This is a genomic window from Shinella sp. WSD5-1 (genome assembly GCF_963942435.1).
Lineage (GTDB): Bacteria > Pseudomonadota > Alphaproteobacteria > Rhizobiales > Rhizobiaceae > Shinella > Shinella yambaruensis.
Map to the genome: position 1 here is coordinate 1629153 of NZ_OZ012596.1, position 16381 is coordinate 1645533.

The window sequence follows — 16381 nt, forward strand, 5'->3', positions numbered from 1 at the left end:
AGCGGAGGGAAGGCAAGTGAGGAGAAGGAAGAGGAGGCCCGTATTCCCCGATCCCTGCGGTTCGATGGGGCGGGAAACCGGTTCCATCCTCCCCTTCGCCCCGCTTGCGGGGAGAAGGTCGCGGCAGCGGTATGAGGGGCAGGCCCGCGAATGGGTAGGGCACGGCCCCTACAGCGTCGCCGCGCCCTTTTCCTCGACGGTACGGCCGAGGGTTTCCAGCTCCGTATCGATCAGGTGCACGTCCTCGTACCAGCCGTCATCCTCCACCATGGCGCTCTCGGTGGCCGCGCGCTGGAGGGCGCGGGCTTCGGTGCGCAGCTTTTCCAGCTTGGCGATCTTCTCCTTGCGGGAAAGGCCGGTGTCGTTGCGGATTGCCTGCAGCTTCAATTCCATCGTGCTGACGGTCATCGGGAAACTCCTTGTTCGTTCCCCGAAGAACGCCCGCCCGGCCGATTCGTTCCGCGTGCCGTCCTACCGGATGGTTAGCAAAGCGGTAATGAAACGCGGCTAATGTTCACGCAATCAAAGGTTTCGGCAGCCCGTGGCGGGCCTGCCGGTGAAGCGAGGATTGTGTTTTGCGTATCCGTGTCTCGACCGCAATGACTGCGGCCGCCCTCATTCTTGCGCCCGTTTCCGCCCGTGCCGGCGAGGGCGGCTATTTCTGGTCCGGCGACTGGTATCTGAAGGTCGGCGCCGCCGGCTTCGCCGCGCCGCGCTACGAGGGGGCGAAAAAGTACCTGCTGCAGGTCACGCCGATGATCTCGCTCGGCAAGGCGGGCAGCACCGTCCGCTTCTCCTCGCGCAACGACAACCCGTCCTTCGCGCTGATCGACAATGGCGGCTTTCGAGCCGGCGCGACGGGAAAACTCGTCATGCCGCGCGACAAGGACGATTCGAAGGACCTGCGCGGCCTGACGCCCGTGAAGTTCGGCGGCGAGCTCGGCGCCTTCGCCGAAGCCTATCCGACGGAATGGCTGCGCGTGCGCGGCGAGGTGCGCCACGGCATCCGCAGCCATGACGGCATCGTCGCCGATATCGCGGCGGATGCCTTCGTCGACGTGCGCCCGGACGTGCGCGTGTCGGCCGGCCCGCGCGTGACGCTCGCCTCGAACGACTACATGGACACCTATTACGGCGTGAAGCCGAACCAGGTCGCCAAGTCCGGCCTCTCCGCCTACGATCCCGATGGCGGCATCCACTCGGTGGGCGCGGGCGCGGCCATCACCTGGCAGGTCAACGAGAAGATCGAGACGAGCGCCTTTGCCGAATACAAGCGCCTCGTCGGCGATGCCGCCAAGTCCAGCCTCGTCAAGGAGCGGGGCAGCCGCGACCAGGTGCTGATCGGCCTTTCCGCCACCTACAGGTTCGATTTCACGCTGCCGTAAATCCTTTCGGCCGCGCGGGCGCTCCTGCGGCGCGGTGCCGGCTTGACCGGCGCCGGGCGGCTTGCGATCTAGGGGCATGATCAGCTCTCCCTCCGATTCCGGCCGCGTCGCTGATGCGCCGTCGCGAAACTGGGTCTACCGCGTGCTGCCGCGCGCGGCCTGGCCCTATGCGCAGCTCGCCCGCTGGGACCGGCCGATCGGCTGGCAGCTGCTCCTCCTGCCCTGCCTCTGGTCGGCGGCGCTAGCGGCCAATGTCTCGGCGGCGATCGGCACCTTCGATCTTGCGCGCTTCGCCACGCAGCTCTTCCTCTTCTTCGTCGGGGCCGTCGCGATGCGCGGCGCCGGCTGCACCTATAACGATCTCGTCGATCACGAGATCGACCAGGCGGTCGCCCGCACCCGCTCGCGCCCGCTGCCGTCGGGCCGCGTCACGCGCCGGCAGGCGAAGGTCTTCATGGCGCTGCAGGCGCTCGTCGGCCTCGTCGTGCTGTTGCAGTTCAATCTCTTCACCATCGTGCTCGGCATCGCCTCGCTGGCGATCGTCGCGATCTATCCCTTCGCGAAGCGCTTCACCGACTGGCCGCAATTCTTCCTCGGCATGGCCTTCTCCTGGGGCGCGCTGATGGGCTGGGCGGCGGAATTTTCCGAGGTGTCGGCCGCCTCGCTGGCGCTCTACATCGCCGCCATCGCCTGGACCATCGGTTATGACACGATCTACGCCCATCAGGACAAGGAGGACGATGCGCTGATCGGCGTGCGCTCCACCGCGCGCCTCTTCGGCGAGAAGACCGCCGGGTGGCTCATCGGCCTCTACAGCCTGACGGTCGTGCTGATCGCGCTCTCCTTCTGGCTCGCCGGCATCGGCATCGTCGCCTGGCTCGGCCTCGGCGTGGCGGCCGCCATGCTCGCCTGGCAGATCGCCACGCTCGACATCGACGACCCGGAGCAGTGCCTGGCGCTCTTCAAGTTCAACGGCATCGTCGGCCTCTGCCTCTTCCTCGCGCTCACCATCGCCATCCCGTTCGCCTGATCAGCGGTGCCGCGGCCCGCGCGAGCCGGTCTGCGGGCGGTCCTGGCTGCGCCGGAGCGTCGTCGGGTGAAGGGCGATCTCGAAGCCGCGGCGCGGCGGGCGGGCACGCTCGACGATCGCGCTGTCGACGGTGCGGATGCGGCCGAGGAGGGTGGTGAAGAACTTTGCCATTGTGATCTGTCCCTTGCTTCGCGTTCCCAGGTAACGAACCCGGTGTGTTGAACGCTGTTTCCCATGCCGGGCGCGGGAAAAGTGTTCCCGGGGGAACAAGCGGGGGGACATGGAAAAGCCGGCCGCAGGAAACGGCCGGCTTTGCGCAGGTCATGGTGTCAAGGCTCAGCGCCGGGCGATGATCTCCCGGCCGTCGATCTTCATCTGCACGCCGAGCTTGCCCGTGGTGCGGCGCACCAGGAAGCGCGGGCGGCGGTCGGCGAAATAGGAGTGGCGGCGGCGGGGCTTGGCGGGGCGGCTGCCGACCGCCAGGTTGTCGTCGAGCGGCCGGGCGACGCCGTCGGCCTCGACCATCAGCATGGGGATGCGGTAGGCCTCGGCCCAGCTGCGCCAGTCGGCGGCGATGTCGCACAGGTCGTGCGCCACGAGCAGCGGGATGCACAGGCCCGGATCGTCATGGTGCAATTCGAGGGTGACGGTCACGTCGCCGTTGCCATGGTCGATGGCGCGGGCCGCGACGCCCTTGAAGGCGCGGGCCGGCAGGGCGATCGAGAGCGGCAGGCCGCTTGCGGGCAGGACCTTGCGCAGCACGGCGCCGCGTTCGTCGAGCGTGATGGTGGCGTCGGTTCCCTCGGTGCGCAGCTCGAATGTCACCTGCTGCGGAAAGCACTTGGGATCCAGCCGGAGCGTGGTGCCGGCCCAGGCCGGCTTGGAAACGGTATTCAGCATGTCTTTCGCCCTTGTTTTCCTTGAGAGCCGGTGCCCGGTCTTCTCATCGGGACTTTTCGTCCTCTGAGGGCGAGAATAGGCGCGCCCCCTTCCGAGCCGCTTAAAAATCGCGGTTAAGAAAACTTTGCAGCTCCTGATGGTTAGCAAAACCGCACGGGCTAGGGTTTAGGAGAGGTGAACGCCGGCGACAGGCCGGGACAAGCCTCGCGCGCGAGAGTGGCCTCCGATAAGCCTGCCCGCTTTGTCGAAAGAGACCCCTCCGATGCTGTCCACCTATACGAGCTACAACCTCATCGCGCGCGACATGCTGATGTCGCTGGACCGCACGGCGAGCGAGACGGTCACGGCCCGCGAAGCTGCGTACTACAAGGAAAACATCGGCAAGGTGAGCACCGTCGACGAGTTCCTCGCCGACTACCGGCTCTACTCCTATGCCATGAAGGCCTACGGCCTTGAGGACATGACCTATGCCACGGCCTTCATGCGCAAGGTGCTGGAGAGCGATCCGTCGGATACGGGCAGCTTCGTCAACCTCCTGACGGATTCGCGCTACCGCGAGTTCGCCACCGCCTTCAGCTTCGAGGCGTCCACCGCCACCGCACAGACCGAGGCGCAGCTCGACGCGGTCATCGGCCTCTATTCGGCGACCGCCGCCAATGCCGGTGCGGCGATCAAGGAGGAGACGCGGTACTACAATGCCGTCATCGACACGGTGACGAGCGTCGACCAGCTTCTGAACAACGACCGGCTGCGCAGCTACGTCTTCACGGCCTTCGGCATCGATCCGTCGACCTGGTCGCGCCAGACGATCCGCGGCGTGCTGGCGAGCGACCTCGACGACCCGGACAGCTATTTCAACACGCAGTTCGGCGCCAGGGCCGCGGCCGCCCAGACCGCCATCCAGGCCGCCAATGCCGAGCTGGCGACGCTTGAATCCAACGCGGCCAACGCGGCCCGCATCGCCGAGCTCAAGGCCGTGATCGTTCGCCAGAACGCCACCATCGCCAGCGCCGAGAAATACGCCACGCTCGCCAGCGCCTTCAATTTCGCCGCCGATGGTACGGCGGTGGCCGGCACGGTGCAGAATGCCGGCCAGAAGACCAGTACGACCGAGCTCTACACGCTCTCCAATCCGCGCACGACGTCGGCCGCCGCGCTGATCCACAGGGACTATTACGAAAGCCGGATCGCCAGCATCACGACGGCGAGCGAGCTGGCCGCCGATCCGCGCCTCGTCAGCTATATCAAGGTGGCCTTCGGCCTCGACAAGCTGTCGATCGTCAGCTCCACCATCGCCAATATCGTGACCAGCGATCCCGACCCGGACAACGCCGACAGCTACATCAACAAGTTCGGCGGGGCGGACAAGGAGGCCTATTTCGCCCTGCGCGCCGCGTTCAACTTCCAGGAGGACGGCACGTTGGCGCCCGGCGATGCGCCGCAGACCGCCGCCCAGACCGCGGCGGTCACCAGGGACTACATGAACCGCTACAACGACAAGGACGACGAGGCGGACGAACTGGCCATCAAGCGCTTCAAGAGCCAGATCGCCGCGGTGCAGACCGTGAGCGACTTCGTCGGCGAGGCGAGCGTCTACGACTTCGCGTTGAAGGCCTACGGCCTCGATCCGGCCAAGGTTTCGGCGCTGACGATCAAGAACGTGCTGAAGAGCGACCTCAACGACCCGAAGAGCTATGTGTACCGGCTGAAGGACGAACGCTTCGTGGAGTTCGCCAAGGCGTTCAATTTCGGGGCGGACGGCAACATCACCGCGCCGAAGCTGGTACAGTCGGAATCCGAGATCCTCGTCATGTCGCGCGCCTATGTGACCGCGAAATCCCGTTTCGGAACGGAAGATGACAAGACCTTGGCGGAGGAGGAGGCGAAATATTACTCCGCCCAGATGCAGAAGATCGACAGCGTCGAGGAATTCCTCTCCGACGCGCGCCTCGTCGCCTTCGTGCTGGTGGCGAACGGCATCGACACGGAAAGCGTCGACGCCGAATTCATGGCGAAGATCTTCACCTCCGATCTCGACGACCCCGACAGCTTCGCCAACCAGCAGCCCGACCGCGCCTTCCGCAGGATCGTCGCCTCGTTCAACTTCAATGCCGAGGGCCTGGTCATGCGGCCGGACGATGCGGAGATCCAGTCGCGCCGCGGCATCTACCAGACGGTCGACAGCTATGTGCGCCAGAAGCTGGAGGAGGATGCCGGCAACGACAATGCCGGCGTGCGCCTGGCGCTTTATTTCGAACGCAAGGCGGAAACGGTTTCGAGCCCCTACGACCTTCTGGCCGACGACGCGCTCTTCGAGGTCTTCAAGGTGCTCTACCAGCTGCCGGACGAGATCGCCAGCGCGGACGTCGATGCCCAGGCCGACATGATCGAGCGCTATCTCGAACTGAAGGACCTGCAGGATCCGGAGAAGGTCTCCAAGATGATCGTGAAGTTCTCCGTACTCTACGACCTTGAAAACCAGAGCACGACGGACCCGGCGCTGTCGGTGCTCACCAATTCTGGCTCGGCCGGCATCAGCGCCGATCTCATGATGTCGCTGGCGCAGCTGCGTACCGGCGGCTGACCGCTTGGAGCAATTCCAGCAAAAGCGCGGCGCGGTCTTGCGTCCGGAACTGCGTTAAACAAACAGACAGAGCGTTTTGCGATTCGAAGAAAGCGGAAATACTCTAGTTCCTGACGACCTTGCCGGGATTCATGATGCCGGCGGGGTCGAAGGCCCGCTTGACCCTTGCCATCAGGTCCATCTCGATCGGCGCGCGTATCGCCGCGAGCTCGTCGCGCTTCAACTGGCCGATGCCGTGCTCGGCGGAGATCGAACCGCCATGTTTCAGCACGATGCCGTGCACGAGGTCGTTGATCTCGCGCCAGCGGCCGAGGAAGGCCGCCGTGTCGGCGCCGACGGGCTGGGAGATGTTGTAGTGGATGTTGCCGTCGCCCATATGGCCGAAGGAGCAGATGCGCGCGCCGTCGATGGCCGCCATGACCGCCGCATCCGCCTCCGCCATGAAGGCCGGGACGGCCGAGACCGGCACGGAGACGTCGTGCTTGATCGAGCCGCCCTCCGGCTTCTGCGCCGGCGACATGCTCTCGCGCATGTGCCAGAGCGCCCGGCGCTGCTCTTCGCTCGCGGCGATCACCGCATCCTCGACCAGCCCCGCCTCGATGCCTTCGGCCAGCAGTGCCTCCATCATGCGCGCCGCCGTCTCCGGCGCGTCCGACGTCGAGATATCGACCAGCACGTACCAGTCGTGCCGGCTGGCGAGCGGGTCGCGCACGCCCGGAATGTGCCGCGTGGTGAAGTCGACGCCGAGCCGCGGCATCAGCTCGAAGCCGGTCAGCGCGGTGCCGCAGCGGCTGGAGGCGCGCTCGAAGAGGGTGAGCGCGTCCGCGACGGATTTCAGCCCGGCGAAGGCCACCTCGTGGCCGAGCGGCCGCGGGAAGAGTTTCAGCACCGCGCCGGTGATGACGCCGAGCGTGCCTTCCGCGCCGATGAAGAGGTCGCGCAGGTCGTAGCCCGTATTGTCCTTCTTCAGCCGGCGCAGGCCGTTCCAGACCTCGCCGGTCGGCAGCACGACTTCGAGGCCGAGGCAGAGCTGGCGCATGTTGCCATAGGCGAGCACAGCCGTGCCGCCGGCATTGGTGGAAAGGTTGCCGCCGATCTGGCAGGAGCCTTCCGAGCCGAGCGACAGCGGGAACAGCCGGTCCACCGCCTCCGCCGCCTCCTGGATCGTCGCAAGCACGCAGCCGCCGTCGGCGACGACGACATTGCCGACCGGATCGACATCGCGGATGCGGTTGAGCCGGGTGAGCGACAGCACGACATCCATCGCCCCCTCGCGGGGCGCCGCGCCCCCAACATGGCCCGTATTGCCGCCCTGCGGCACGATGGCCGTGCGTGTTTCGGTGGCGAGCGCCAGGATCTTCGAGACTTCTTCCACCGAGCCTGGCCGCAGTACGAGCGGTGAGGTGCCGTGATAGAGCCCCCGGCTTTCGACGAGGTAGGGGGCGATGTCGCGGTCCGCCGTCAGCGCATGGGCCGGGCCGGTGATGGCGGCGAAGCGATCGATGAGGTCGGGGGAAAGCGTCGCCTGGATCATGGCTCTGTCCTCGTTGGCGCCGTGCCGCAAGGGGCGGAACGGCCTGCATCGGAAACGGTGTGGAAACGCCTGAAGCATGGCGCGCAAGGTATGCAACGGTTTTGCGCCAACGGCATGCCGGAAATCAAGAGGGAAGGGTGCGCATCGAGCGGTCGCGATGCTGCCCCGGCGTTGTCCGGAACGGGAGAACGCACTTCGTTTCGGGGCGCCTAGCCGCGCGGGGCGGCGGCGCGCTGCAGGCGGTCGTTGATCGCCTCGCCGAGGCCGCGGGAGGGGATCGGTGCGAAGGCGATGGAGCGCGCGCCCGTTGCATCCGCCTGCTTCATGTAGCCGAAGAGGTTGGCGGCCGCCTCCGCGAGGTCGCCGGCGGGGCTGAGGTCCAGCACCAGCGCCGCATCGGCCTCGCCGGGCAGCGCCGTGCCGCCGAAGCGGATCAGCACCTCGCCGGGCGCCACGTCGCGCGCATCGAGCCGCACCGGCGCATCGGGCGCATAATGCGAGGCGAGCATGCCCGGCGCCTCGATCGCGGCGCCTGCCTTTTCGTTGCGCAGGACCGGCCGGCCGGTGACGCGCTCGACCTCGGCGGCATCCAGCCCGCCGGGTCTGAGCAGCCGGATCGTCTCGCCCTCGACCTTGAGGATGGTGGATTCCAGCCCCACGACCGCCGGTCCCGCATCCAGCACCAGCTCCAGCTTCGCGCCGAAATCCTCGGCGACGTGCCGGGCGGTGGTCGGGCTGATGCGGCCGGACGTGTTGGCGCTGGGGGCGGCGAGCGGCCGGCCGAAGGCCGAGAGCAGCCGGCTGGCGAAACCCTTGGGCACGCGGATGCCGATCGTGTCGAGCCCGGCGCGGGCAAGCGGATGGATGGCGCTTTCCGGCCGGATCGGCAGCACGAGCGTCAGCGGCCCCGGCCAGAAGGCCTCGGCGATCGCGCGCGACAGCGGATCGAAGACCGCATGCGCCTCGGCCATAGCAAGATCGGCCATGTGGCAGATCAGCGGATTGAAGCGCGGCCGGCCCTTCATCTCGTAGATGCGGGTGATGGCCAGCGGGTTGGTGGCGTCGGCGGCAAGGCCGTAGACCGTCTCGGTGGGAATGGCGACCGGCACGCCCCGGCCGAGCGCCTCGCAGGCCCGTGCCAGCGCCGCCTCCGCATCCGTCCGCGTATCCACGATGTCCGCCATGTCGCCCTTCCTTGTCCGGGCTTCCTTTACAGGGCTTTTCCGGCAAAAGCCAAGGGGCGCTGTCGCAAGGCCATCCTCGCCCCAACCCTTCCCGGCCGGCAAGGAATGGATGATCTGTCGGCCGTCCGGAAGGACCTGACGCGGCGGGGAAGGGGCTACAGCGCGCGGATGATCTTGCGCAGCGCCTCGTTGTGCGCGCCGAGCATCAGCACGTTCTTCATGGCGAGCTTGGGATCGTCGGTGCGGAAGAGCACGCCGTTGCCGCGCACCTTGCGGTCGATCTGCAGGCGGCCTTCCTCTTCGGCCGGCGTGATGGCGACGGCGAAGTACATGCGCTTCGCGGTCTTCGAGATATCGGCGAAGAACTGCTCCTCCTCGCCGATCTCGGCGAAGAAATTGGCCATGTAGAAGGCCCATTGCACGTTCTCGAATTCCGCGAAGCGGGAATTGGCGACGGTGATGTGGCAATAGCCGAGATGCGGCGTCTGGGCGAGCGTGCGGTGGAAGATCAGCTTGGGAAAGCGGATCGACTGGTGGAAGCCGTTGATGCGGTCATGCGTCACGTTGCCGGCATTTTCCAGCTTGCGGCCGGTGCGCTCGGCCACTTCCTGATAGGTGAGGTAACGCTTCTCGCTCGGGCTCCAGGGGAGGTTCCGGTCGATGCGGCCGGTGCGCAGGAATTCGGTATGCACCGCCGGCTTCGGCTGGTTCGCACGCTTGTAGGCGACCGCGTCGTAATAACGGAACTTGGTTTGCTGCACGCGCCGGTACTCCATCCTCGCGCTTCCCTGCGGGCAAGTTTATGGAAACCGCGTTAAGCATTCCTTGCCGGGGCGCTCCCGTTTCCTTTGGCGCGTCGGGTCGCAATATGGCAAATGTGGCAGCCCGGCGACCGGCCTGCCTCCAATGCGGTCAGCGTGCCCGTTTATTTTGCATAATCGATTGAAATATATGCAATATTGTGAAGGAAAACTCGGGCTCCCGCTGTTTTCCTCCTGTCGTCAAATCGGAATGGCATGTCGCTTTCTGGCATGTCATTCGCCGATTCTTGCGCTTAGATAAGGACACTCGAGGTGCCGCCCGAAAAGGCGGAGAATTGGGAAGCCGGTTGAAATCCGGCGCTGCCCCCGCAACGGTGTTGGAGAAAACGCGGCAGGACGCCACTGGACAAGATGTCCGGGAAGGCGCCGCGATGGTTCGCAAGGACGCTCCTCAGCCCGGAAACCAGCCTTGGGCAACGATCGTGACTGGCTGCGGCGGGCGGCCGGGAAGCGTGCAGTCCGTGCGCCTTGCGCCCGGACGCCGTCTCCTTCCGTGCGCCGTATCCCCAATTTGCAATCCGAGGATCCGGCATGGACATTCGCAGCGACGTGCTCCGCAAGCTCAAGAACCGGCGCGAGGGCCATAGCCTCGAGCAGGCCTTCTACATCGACCCCGACCATTACAAGCTGGACCTGGAGACGATCTGGTACCGCGACTGGCTGTTCGTCGGCCATGACTGCGAGATCCCGAAGGCCGGCAACTATTTTACCGTGCAGATCGGCGATTATCCCGTGGTCATCACCCGCGACCGCACGGGCACCGTGCGCGCCCTGCACAATTCCTGCCGCCACCGCGGCTCGCGCGTTTGCACGCAGCACAGGGGCTCCTCGGCCAAGCTCGTCTGTCCCTACCACCAGTGGACCTACGAGCTGGACGGTTCGCTGCTCTTCGCCCGCCACATGGCGGAGGATTTCGACAAGAGCCAGCATGGCCTGAAACGGGTGCACTGCGAGACCGTCGGCGGCTACATCTTCCTCTGCCTGGCCGACGAGGCCCCCGATTTCGCGCCGTTCCGCGCAGCGGTCGAGCCCTATCTCGGCCGCCATCGCCTCGGCGAGACGAAGGTCGCCTTCGAAAGCACGATCGTCGAGAAGGGCAACTGGAAGCTCGTCTGGGAGAACAACCGCGAGTGCTACCATTGCGCCGCCAACCATCCCGAACTCTGCCGCACCTACCCCGAGGCGCCGACCGCGACGGGCGTACAGGGCGCCAAGGACGATCCGGTCATCGCCGCGCACTGGGAAAAGTGCGAGGCGGCGGGCCTGCCGAGCGAATTCAGGATGTCGCCGACCGGCCAGTTCCGTGCCGCGCGCATGCCGCTCATCCAGGATGCCGAGAGCTACACCATGTCCGGGGCCAGGGCCGTCCAGCGCCCCCTATCCAATGAGGTGCTGGAAAGCCACATCGGCACGCTGCTGCTCTTCCACTATCCGACGACATGGAACCATGTGCTCGCCGATCACGCCATCACCTTCCGCGTCCTGCCGCTCGGTCCCGAACTGACGCAGGTCACGACGAAATGGCTCGTCAGCAAGGACGCCGTCGAGGGGGTCGACTATCGTCTGGACGAGCTCACCCATGTCTGGACCGAGACGAACGATCAGGACCGGCGGATCGTCGAGGAAAACGCCTTCGGCATCCGCTCGCCGGCCTACCAGCCCGGCCCCTATTCGCCGGAGGACGAGGGCGGCGTCATGCAGTTCGTCGAATGGTATACGAATTTCATGATCGACCGGCTCGACGGCGGCAGGAAGCCGCTCTCGCGGGTGGCCTGACATGACGATCGCCAGCCATTTCCGCCACTTCGACGAGCTTCATCCGTGGAACGATCGCCAGCACATGCTGGAATGCATCGCCGCCACGGTGGAGACATCGGACGTGATGACCTTCACCTTCCGCTCCGATCGCGACAACTGGTTCCGCTACCTGCCGGGCCAGTTCGTCACGCTGGAACTGCCGGTGTCGGAAGACGAGCCCGTGATGCGGACCTACACGCTCTCCTCGACGCCCTCGCGCCCCTTCTCCGTTTCCGTGACGGTGAAGGCGCAGAAGAACTCGATCGGCACGCGCTGGATGTTCGACACCCTGCGCCCCGGCATGCGGCTGAAGGCCTTCGGCCCGCTCGGCGACTTTTCCTTCGTGCGCTATCCCGCCGAAAAATACCTCTTCATCTCGGCCGGCTCCGGCGTCACGCCGATGATGTCGATGACGCGCTGGATGTCGGATTGCGCCCCGCAGTCCGATGTCGCCTTCGTCACCTGTGCCCGCAAGCCCGAAGACCTCCTGTTCAAGGCGGAGCTGGAATGCCTCGCCGCGCAGATGCCGAAGCTGGCGCTCGGCTTCGTCGTGGAAGGGCACAATCCGCGCGACGGCTGGCACGGCCTGCGCGGCCGCATCGACGCCGCCCGTCTCTCGCTTCTGGCGCCCGACTTCCGCGAGCGCACCGTCTTCTGCTGCGGCCCGGAGCCCTTCATGCGCGGCGTGCGCGATATGCTGAAGGTCTGCGGCTTCAACATGGAGCGTTACCACGAGGAGAGCTTCCAGCCGGCCGCCGCCCCCGCGCCCGAGGAGATCGCCATCCGCGCCGGTGCCGGCGAGCAGGAGGTGGATGCCAACGCCGTTGTGACCGTCACCTTCACCATGGCTGGCAAGGACGCCAAATGTCCGCCGGGCCAGACGATCCTGCAGACGGCCCGCGCTGCCGGCGTGCGCATCGGCGCAGCCTGCGAGGGTGGCCTGTGCGGCACCTGCCGGGTCATGAAGGTCTCGGGCGAGGTCGACATGCGCCACAATGGCGGCATCCTCGACGACGAGATCGAGGAGGGCTACATCCTCGCCTGCTGCTCGCGGCCCATCGGCGACGTGCAGATCGAGGCGTAGGAGCGGAGCCTCAGAAATCCTGGTAGTTCAGCGGCGTGACCTCCACCAGGCGGCGGCCGAGCGTTGTGGTCGCGGTGCCTTTCGCCATGATGCCGGCGCGCACCTCGGCCGTCACGGCGACGGGGAAAGACGCCGTCGCGCCCGAGGCGAGCGTGACGGCGCCGGCCGTCTGCGCGGCGGTGCCGGCCTCGGCTTCGGCCGTCACCGTGGCCTTGAAGGCGCCGCCTGCCGGGATGGAGGCGGTGAGCATCCCGTCGAGGGGCTCGAAGGGCTTTTCCGGCAGCAGCCCGCCGAAGGCCCAGGCCTTGCCGAGCGCCGCCTTGGTCATCGGCGCCACGTTGACGTCGATATCCGTCAGCGCGCCCTTTACCCGGTAGGGGCAGCGCCGCTTCGAGCAGTTGACGCCGGCGGAGAACTGCCAGAGCGCGTAGCTGTCCCAGTTGCCCATCGGGAAGGCGTCCTCGATGCCGGGCTTGTAGCGGGCGTACCAGAGCGGCAGGCGCGAGAGGATGCGGTATGTGTCGCGGTTGAGCGCGATGTGCCGGGCGGTCGAATGGTTGGTGTAAAGCACCGGATAGCGGCCCGTGCGCGTCTTGATATGGCCGGCGAAGACCTGCGCATCCGCAAGCGACATGTAGTTGTCCGGATCGATGCCCTCGATGTCCAGCACCATCATCTCGTCGTCCTGCGGATTGGCGTAGTTGAGGAAATGATTGGCCTGGTCGACAGGATTGCCCGGCCGGGCGAGGTGATAGGCGCCCCAGAGCAGCCCTTTCGACCGGGCGAGCAGCCGGCGCGTCTGGTAGAGTTCGCGGCTCACCGCGTATTTGCGCCACATGGTCTTGCAATGCGCCACCGTGTCGCCGCCATGCTCGCCCTTGCAGCTGAAACTCTCGGGCAGGCCGTCGGAAGCCTTGGAGATGAAGCCGGCGATGCGGCTGTCGGAGAGCATTTCCGACCAGTCGATCTCGTTCAGCTCATAGGCGTCGATGACGATGGCGTTCTCGGGTTTCTTCCATGGTTCCACATAGGCCGCGCTGGCGGAGAAGGGCAGGCCCGCCAGAAGGAGAAGGGCGGCCAGGCCGGAACGATGCTTCGGGTTCATGGACGCTCCTGTTCGATTCCTGTGCCTCCGCAAGCGGCCATGGTGGACGAAGCATGGTTAACGGACGGCTAACGCGCGCAAGGCTGCGCGAAGGCGCTTCGGCAGCCATTGAATCAGGAGTGGGGAGACCGCATATGGAACGAAAGGGACTTTTGTGCGTTTCGCGTTCAAATTGCCGTTCGAGCAACAGTCGAAAGGCACTGTTAGGGAGAAGTGTCATGAGGTTTCTCAACAAATGCCTGGCCGTGGCCATGTCGGCGCTCTTCGCCGCGACACCGGTCGTGCCGGCAGGCGCCATGCCGCTTGCCGTTCCGAAGGCCCAGCCGGTCACCACGACCGGCGGCGGCGACGTGCAGCTTGTGCGCGATGGCGAGCGTCCGTTCTGGCTGAAGCGCAACTTCCGCTTCGACGGGAATTCGCGCGACGTCCGGCGCAACTACAACCGCCTGGGAACGCGCGAGCGCAACCGCCGGATCGAGCGTGCCTGGAACGGCGACAGCGGCTGGCGTGACAATCGCCGCTACCGCTATCGCGACCGGGATGTCGGCTGGCGTGACCGGGGCGACCGCTACGGCTGGTATCGCGGCCATCGCGGTTACCGCTACCAGCGCCCGGGCTATCGCTACCATGACGGTTTCTGGTTCCCGCTCGCCGCTTTCGGCGTCGGCACCATCATCGGCGGTGCGATCGCCAACGACCGGACCTATGTCGGCGGCGGCAGCGCGCATGTGAACTGGTGCGCCAACCGCTACCGTTCCTACAGGGCCTACGACAACACGTTCCAGCCCTATAACGGGCCGCGTCGCCAGTGCATCTCGCCCTATAGCTGATGGGTGATCCCCTGCGTGCCGGATGGTCCCCCCGGCACCTGGAACGGGCTGACCGGTCATCGACCGGCCGGCCCGTTTCCGTTTGCGCCGGTCTGATTGCCGGTCTAATCACATTGACGTTTACGTAAAAATCAATAATCTGCCGACAACACGTCGCTCCGCCAGCCGGGCAGGGCGGCCGGGAGGAGGATAGAGATGTACAAGGCGCCGGTCGAGGAGATTGCATTCACGCTGAAGCATGTGGCGGGGCTTGCGCCCGCGCTGGAAGGCGGCCACCTCGGCGAGCTGACGGACGACCTCGTCGATGCCATCCTCTCCGAAGCCGGGCGGTTCGCCACCGAGGAGGTGGCCCCGCTCGCCGAGATCGGCGACAGGCAGGGTGCCCGCCTTGTCGATGGCGCGGTGAAGATGCCCGACGGCTGGCCGGCGCTCTACAAGGCCTGGGCGGAGGGCGGCTGGAACTCGCTGACGGCCTCGCCCGAATTCGGCGGGCAGGGCCTGCCGCATATGCTGCATGTCGCCGCGCTCGAAATGTGGAACAGCGGCTCCATGGCGTTTGCGATCGGCCCGACGCTGACGATCGGCGCTATCGAGGCGCTGGCGGCGCATGGCTCGGACCACCTGAAGTCCACCTATCTGCCGAAGATGGTGTCGGGCGAATGGATGGGCTCGATGAACCTCACCGAGCCCCATGCCGGCTCGGACCTCGGCGTGATGAAGACCCGCGCCGAGCGCCGCGGCGACGGCACCTATCGCCTCTTCGGCCAGAAGATCTTCATTACCTATGGCGAGCACGATTTCACCGACAACATCGTGCATCTGGTGCTCGCCCGCCTGCCGGATGCGCCCGCCGGCACGCGCGGCATCTCGCTCTTCCTCGTGCCGAAGTTCCTCGTCAATGACGATGGTTCGCTTGGGTCTCGCAACGACGCCCATTGCCATTCCATCGAGCACAAGCTCGGCATCCACGGCTCGCCCACCTGCACGATGATCTACGGCGACGGCCGCTTCGGCGACGAGCCGGGCGCCATCGGCTGGCTGGTCGGCGAGGAGAACCGGGGGCTTGCCTGCATGTTCACCATGATGAACAACGCCCGCCTTGCCGTCGGCATGCAGGGCGTGGCGATCGCGGAAGCGGCGACGCAGAAGGCGATCGCCTATGCAAAGGAGCGCACGCAGGGCAAGGCGCCCGGCTGGCAGGGATCGGGACAAGGTTCGGGCCAAGGTTCAGGCCAAGGTTCGGGCATGAGCCCGATCATCGAGCATCCCGACGTCGCCCGCATGCTTCTGACCATGAAGGCGCTGACCCAGGGCGCCCGCGCCATCACCTATGCCTGCGCCCACGCCGTCGACATGAGCCACGGCGCGGAGGCGAAGCACTGGGCCGAGCGCGCGAGCCTGCTCACCCCCATCGCCAAGAGCTTCGCCACCGATGCCGGCGTCGACGTCGCCTCGCTCGGCGTGCAGGTGCATGGCGGCATGGGCTTCATCGAGGAGACGGGCGCGGCCCGCCTCTATCGCGACGCCCGCATCGCGCCGATCTACGAGGGCACCAACGGCATCCAGGCCATCGACCTCGTCACGCGCAAGCTGCCGCTTTCGGACGGCGACCATCTGCGCGGCTTCATCGCCGAACTGCGGGAGATCGCGGCAAGGGCCGGGCAGGCGAATGCGCCGGCCCTCGGCGAGACCGCATCCCGCCTTAAGGCCGCCATCGCAGACCTTGAGGCGGCGAGCGAATGGCTGCTCGCCGCGCTGGCGGAAGGCCGGCAGGCCGAGGCGCTCGCCGGCGCCACGCCTTACCAGCGCCTCTTCGGCCTGGTCCTGACCGGCGCCTATCTCGCCAAGGGCGCGCTCGCTGACGGCGGCGACGGCCGCAACGGCGAACGCGCCGCGCTATGCCGCTTCGCCGCGGAGAATATCATCGGCGAGACGACGGCGCTGCGGGACCGGGTGGTCTCCGGTGCCGGGAGCCTGGAAGCCGCGCGCGTGGTTCTGGGATAGGAACGCTTGGGCTGCCAACGAAGTGAGAGACTGTAGCTGCCGGCCCCCCCCTCTGCCCTGCCGGGCATCTCCCCCTCAAGGAGGGAGATTGGTTGGGGCCGCCGTTTCGCCCATCTTCGGCGT

At 66.5% G+C, this 16381-nt stretch carries 14 protein-coding genes and 1 riboswitch; of the genes, 7 read left to right on the top strand and 7 right to left on the bottom strand.

Annotation, left to right across the window (positions count from 1 at the left end; translation table 11 throughout):
- Window positions 1-168: 168 nt before the first annotated feature.
- The gene (locus AABQ55_RS07805; protein WP_064329254.1) at window positions 169-408 is read right to left on the bottom strand and encodes a hypothetical protein; all 240 of its coding nucleotides are present in this window, start codon (window positions 406-408) and stop codon (window positions 169-171) included.
- 167 nt (window positions 409-575) lie between these two features.
- On the opposite strand from AABQ55_RS07805, the gene AABQ55_RS07810 reads away from it, so the two are divergent.
- Together AABQ55_RS07810 and ubiA are read left to right on the top strand one after the other, a co-directional pair.
- Window positions 576-1385 carry a MipA/OmpV family protein gene (locus tag AABQ55_RS07810; protein ID WP_272804621.1) on the top strand — a complete coding sequence of 270 codons (810 nt, stop codon included), beginning with the start codon at window positions 576-578 and terminating at the stop codon, window positions 1383-1385.
- 76 nt (window positions 1386-1461) lie between these two features.
- Window positions 1462-2415: a 4-hydroxybenzoate octaprenyltransferase gene (gene ubiA / locus AABQ55_RS07815; RefSeq protein ID WP_272804622.1), complete on the top strand. Its 954-nt coding sequence runs from the start codon at window positions 1462-1464 to the stop codon at window positions 2413-2415.
- Here ubiA and AABQ55_RS07820 read toward each other — a convergent pair whose 3' ends face one another.
- On the bottom strand, window positions 2416-2586 hold the full coding sequence (locus AABQ55_RS07820; RefSeq protein ID WP_244767849.1) for a hypothetical protein: 171 nt from the start codon (window positions 2584-2586) through the stop codon (window positions 2416-2418).
- Between the two features lie 165 nt (window positions 2587-2751).
- Window positions 2752-3315, bottom strand: coding sequence for a DUF6101 family protein (locus tag AABQ55_RS07825; protein WP_272804623.1), 564 nt, complete (start codon window positions 3313-3315; stop codon window positions 2752-2754).
- Window positions 3316-3577: 262 nt separating this feature from the next.
- On the opposite strand from AABQ55_RS07825, the gene AABQ55_RS07830 reads away from it, so the two are divergent.
- The gene (locus AABQ55_RS07830; RefSeq protein ID WP_272804624.1) at window positions 3578-5899 is read left to right on the top strand and encodes a DUF1217 domain-containing protein; all 2322 of its coding nucleotides are present in this window, start codon (window positions 3578-3580) and stop codon (window positions 5897-5899) included.
- A gap of 103 nt (window positions 5900-6002) precedes the next feature.
- On the opposite strand, the gene AABQ55_RS07835 is transcribed toward AABQ55_RS07830, so the two are convergent.
- From AABQ55_RS07835 to AABQ55_RS07845, 3 genes are all read right to left on the bottom strand, one after another.
- The gene (locus tag AABQ55_RS07835; RefSeq protein WP_244767846.1) at window positions 6003-7433 is read right to left on the bottom strand and encodes an FAD-binding oxidoreductase; all 1431 of its coding nucleotides are present in this window, start codon (window positions 7431-7433) and stop codon (window positions 6003-6005) included.
- A gap of 209 nt (window positions 7434-7642) precedes the next feature.
- Window positions 7643-8617, bottom strand: a complete 975-nt coding sequence (locus tag AABQ55_RS07840; RefSeq protein WP_272804625.1) for an L-threonylcarbamoyladenylate synthase — start codon at window positions 8615-8617, stop codon at window positions 7643-7645.
- Between the two features lie 155 nt (window positions 8618-8772).
- Complete coding sequence (locus tag AABQ55_RS07845; RefSeq protein ID WP_244767844.1) at window positions 8773-9378, bottom strand: DUF6656 family protein; 606 nt, start codon at window positions 9376-9378, stop codon at window positions 8773-8775.
- Between the two features lie 293 nt (window positions 9379-9671).
- Window positions 9672-9864, top strand: a riboswitch (cobalamin riboswitch).
- Window positions 9865-9969: 105 nt separating this feature from the next.
- Here AABQ55_RS07845 and AABQ55_RS07850 point away from each other — a divergent pair.
- Together AABQ55_RS07850 and AABQ55_RS07855 are read left to right on the top strand one after the other, a co-directional pair.
- A complete protein-coding gene (locus AABQ55_RS07850; RefSeq protein WP_272804626.1) occupies window positions 9970-11214 on the top strand; it encodes an aromatic ring-hydroxylating oxygenase subunit alpha in 1245 nt (414 codons plus the stop codon).
- A 1-nt stretch (window position 11215) separates the two neighbouring features.
- Window positions 11216-12319: a hybrid-cluster NAD(P)-dependent oxidoreductase gene (locus tag AABQ55_RS07855; protein WP_272804627.1), complete on the top strand. Its 1104-nt coding sequence runs from the start codon at window positions 11216-11218 to the stop codon at window positions 12317-12319.
- 10 nt (window positions 12320-12329) lie between these two features.
- Here AABQ55_RS07855 and AABQ55_RS07860 read toward each other — a convergent pair whose 3' ends face one another.
- A complete protein-coding gene (locus AABQ55_RS07860) occupies window positions 12330-13424 on the bottom strand; it encodes a glycoside hydrolase family 25 protein (protein ID WP_272804628.1) in 1095 nt (364 codons plus the stop codon).
- A gap of 218 nt (window positions 13425-13642) precedes the next feature.
- Here AABQ55_RS07860 and AABQ55_RS07865 point away from each other — a divergent pair, with 218 nt between their 5' ends.
- Both AABQ55_RS07865 and AABQ55_RS07870 read left to right on the top strand, forming a co-directional pair.
- Window positions 13643-14254, top strand: coding sequence for a BA14K family protein (locus tag AABQ55_RS07865; protein ID WP_244767840.1), 612 nt, complete (start codon window positions 13643-13645; stop codon window positions 14252-14254).
- Between the two features lie 195 nt (window positions 14255-14449).
- Window positions 14450-16258 carry an acyl-CoA dehydrogenase gene (locus tag AABQ55_RS07870; protein ID WP_272804629.1) on the top strand — a complete coding sequence of 603 codons (1809 nt, stop codon included), beginning with the start codon at window positions 14450-14452 and terminating at the stop codon, window positions 16256-16258.
- Window positions 16259-16381 lie beyond the last annotated feature (123 nt).